Origin of the sequence: Pseudomonas sp., assembly GCF_026224925.1 — a bacterium.
GTDB lineage: Bacteria > Pseudomonadota > Gammaproteobacteria > Pseudomonadales > Pseudomonadaceae > Aquipseudomonas.
In genome coordinates, this window is the sequence record NZ_JAMFRV010000682.1 from 1 (window position 1) to 3,396 (window position 3,396).

The 3,396-nt window shown below is 56.6% G+C and carries 3 protein-coding genes; 1 reads left to right on the plus strand and 2 read right to left on the minus strand.

The genetic code is table 11. The annotated features are described in order from the left end of the window. The coding region (locus M0974_RS28510; RefSeq protein ID WP_297845001.1) for a type III effector HrpK domain-containing protein at positions 1-1,847 on the plus strand (1,847 nt) is incomplete at its 5' end. 38 nt (positions 1,848-1,885) lie between these two features. On the opposite strand, the gene M0974_RS28515 is transcribed toward M0974_RS28510, so the two are convergent. Together M0974_RS28515 and M0974_RS28520 are read right to left on the minus strand one after the other, a co-directional pair. Beyond that, the gene (locus tag M0974_RS28515; protein ID WP_297845003.1) at positions 1,886-2,194 is read right to left on the minus strand and encodes a class I SAM-dependent methyltransferase; all 309 of its coding nucleotides are present in this window, start codon (positions 2,192-2,194) and stop codon (positions 1,886-1,888) included. A gap of 339 nt (positions 2,195-2,533) precedes the next feature. Next, positions 2,534-3,396, minus strand: an 863-nt coding sequence (locus M0974_RS28520; RefSeq protein ID WP_297845005.1) for a transglycosylase SLT domain-containing protein, incomplete at its 5' end; no start/stop codon positions are given.

Here is a 3,396-nt window from a genome sequence, read left to right on the forward strand (position 1 = left end):
CGGCTCGAATGGCCGCTGAAAAAGGCCCTGACTCAGCCAAGGCCATGGATTTTATCAACGCGAATGCCTCATTGAAAAATGCGGTGGACGTGGGCAAACATGGCGGAAAAGCAGACGGAAAGATCACCGACGGCGACCTGAAATCATTCGCCGACAAGATGCAAGGCGCTGCAGACAAGGCCGGCAAGGACCTGGGGGACTACCAAAAGAAAAACCCAAATGCCGATCCGCAGTCACTGGAGATGGTCCGCTCTGCATCGTTATTGCAGGCGAACCAGCCGTTGGCCAGTGCTGCGGACCCCAAGCATGCGCAGGGCACAGAGGGCGAAACAGGCGTCGATAAATTCATTAGCGCTGATGGTGTCGCGGCGTTGGCCAAGGACAATCCTGGACTCGGCGGCCCTCTGAAACAGGCCGCGACAACGTTTTCGCAGCCGGGCTTTTTGAATATGCTTGATCAAGGCGGACTGTCCGGCCGCGATCTGGCGACTCACAGTCCAGATAAAAAATTCGACTCGGCCAACATATCCAACTGGATCAAAAACCAGGCGCCCACCACCGGTGGCGAGTTTTCGTCGATGCTCAGCGACGCAGCCACGTTAAATGCGGTTGCCGATGTCGACATCAGCAAGCTTGATAAAGACGTGTTCGAAGAACCCGAGAACTACACCGGCGAGCAGAAAGCAGCGGTCATGGTCAAGCTGCAACAAACCCAGCAAAGCGTTGCCGCCGGGAGTGATTTACGCAAAACCGGTGACACTGAAAAAGCCCTGGACGAAAAAATCGGGCAATTACAGGCCGACCCGGATGTGCAAGCGTTCATGACCAAGGCGGTGCCGGACCAAGAGCGTAGCTTGGTGAACAGCGACCCTTCATTGCAACAAGCGGTCAAGACCCAGTACCAGAGCCTGCTCAGCGGCAAGGCGTTGAAGTCTGACATGGACACCGCGGACAAAGCTGCCGACAAGGACAAAAATAAGGACGCCACCCCCGATTACAGCTCGGCGATTGGCGGCTTGTCCTCGCAACTGCAAATGCAACAGGATTTGCAGGGCCCCGATGCTAGGGTGCCGAGCGCGCAGCAGATCGTCAGTGACCATCCTGGAACGCAAGCTAAGCTCGCGCGTTCGTACCAAGCGAACTTCACCGAAGGCGGCGCGGTGAAACAATTACTCGGTCAGAAAAAGACCGACGCCAGCACCGCACTTGCCACTGCTGACGCGCGCAAGGCCAGTTATGAGAGCGTGCTGCCGAACGGTTTTCTGCAGCGCCAGCAAGACGGCTACCTCAACTCAACGATGGCCGAGTTACAGGACAGCAAAAAAGGCCGTGATTTTCTGAAGAAACCCGCCGATGGCCAAGAGGGCGTAGAGAAATCCTCTACCGTGAGCAACGCAGAAAAACTCGCGACCAAAGTCGGACCTGATGCGCTCAAGTCGGTGACCGGATTGGCCTCTGTTTCCGGCATGCTTGACCGTGGCGACAAGACGGGTGCAGCCAAGACTATTTACGACAGCACTAAGTCCGGGATCACGGGGGCAAAAAGCGGCTACGACGCCGTGGCTAAAATGGCCGGGCGTGATGCATCGGCTGGCTTGGGCCGAATGGCCGGCCAAGTGGGTGGCAGGGTAGCCGGTATGATTGCCGGTGAAGCAACGGGTCTGGCAGCGGCTGAAGCTATTGGTGCCGCTGCGGGCCCGGTAGGTTGGGTGATCGATGCGGCCATGAGCCTGGGTTTCGGTATCGCAGCTATTATTGCGGCTGTTAAGAAGCACAACGCGCAAAAAGCCTTCGATCACAACGTTGATCCCACGCTGGACCAGTTCGGTATTCCCAAGCCCAAGTAACGGGGATCCCCCCTTCACCGGAAATATCAGGCAGCGCCTCAGCCGCGCGTGATCAATCCCTGGCGGGCAACACGCGTCAGGTGTTTGATGAACACTTCGGCGTTGTCGGCGCTTGGCGCCTGCACCACTGCAATGTCGAAACGATCATTGGGGAAACCGGCAAGGGAATCATGTTGGTCGATAAACTGGATCAGGAAAGCAGCGGGTTTACCGTTACGTTTTGGCCAGCCTTCAAGGTAGCGCAGCAGCGTCGGCTGATGCGAACCACCCAGCAGGATCCTGGGGTTGCGGCGAGTCAAAGGTGATGTGAACGGTGACAATCGAATAAGGGGACGCGGATTGCTCATGGTGTTTTGTCTCAGCCTCAAAAATCCCGCTGGGCAGCGGTGAGAGGCAACACCGAACCAGCGCTTTAGCGGTATTTAGAAGTCGGTACAGACTTCAGATAGGCATGGATCAAGTCCTTGCCTGGCGCCCCGCAAGTAGCTGTTTAAATCGGCGCATGGGCAGCATCCTAGAGAAGCCGCACAGGAACTGTCAATAAGCGCCTTAAACAAGCGCTATAAACAACAAGGCCCGCATCAGCGGGCCTGTCGTCATACGCAGTGTTCAATCAGTGATCGCCCGGGGCAATCGCAGCCTTCGGCAGCTCCTACAGGGACGCGGCCTGCTCAAACCAATCAGTATTATCGATTGTTTCGTGAGGCGATTTTTTGATGAGGAGGCTTGGGAACCGGTCCTTCCAACGAGTCCCGCTCGCGATCAAACGCCAAATAATACTTGTTCACACTGTTAACGTAGCTCACAACCCCCGGGCCCTCCTGTTCGTTGGCGACACGTTCAACCTGAAAAAACCATTGATCCGGATTCAAGCCCCGACGCCCCGCCTCTGCACGCATCGCCTGGACCCGCTCCGGACCCAGGTTATAGGCAGCCATGACAAACGCCATCCGCTCACGCTCATTAATCCTGGAACTGGAGAAAAATTTGCGCCGAATCAGCGCCAGGTACTTCGCGCCGGCCAAGACATTGCCATCGACGTTGTGAATATTATCGACGCCTACCCGTTGCGCCGTCGAAGGGGTTATTTGCAGTAAACCGGTAGCCTTGCCGCCCCCCCTGACGCTGGGGTCCAACGCTGACTCTTTAAACGCCAGCGCAGCCAGGTTCAGCCAATCCATGCCTTGTTCGTCCGCGCAACGCTGTAAAATCGGCCGTAGTTTCTCCAAACGCTGGCGGTCCTCAGTGGCGAGGGGATAGTGCAACTGATACAGGCCACGGTAGGCCTTTTCAAACGCCAGATTTTCGTCGGGGGGGACCTGATATTGCTTGAGAAACCGGTCAATACTTGCGCGGAGCATCGTGGCGTCATGGCGCACGTACCAGTTCATATCGCCGCTGTTACTGAGCATCAACGAACGCTCTATGCGCAGTTTGGGCATGACCTTGGCCCAGCGTTCTGCAATCGGTTGCTCGACCACAGTCAAGTGATAAACCCCGGCCTGGACCATTTCCAAAACATCTTCCACGGCGAGACTGGGATCGACCC

Excerpts from the sequence above, each read along its gene's own strand:
- M0974_RS28515 (WP_297845003.1), bottom strand. The coding sequence starts at position 2,194 with ATGAGCAATCCGCGTCCCCTTATTCGATTGTCACCGTTCACATCACCT.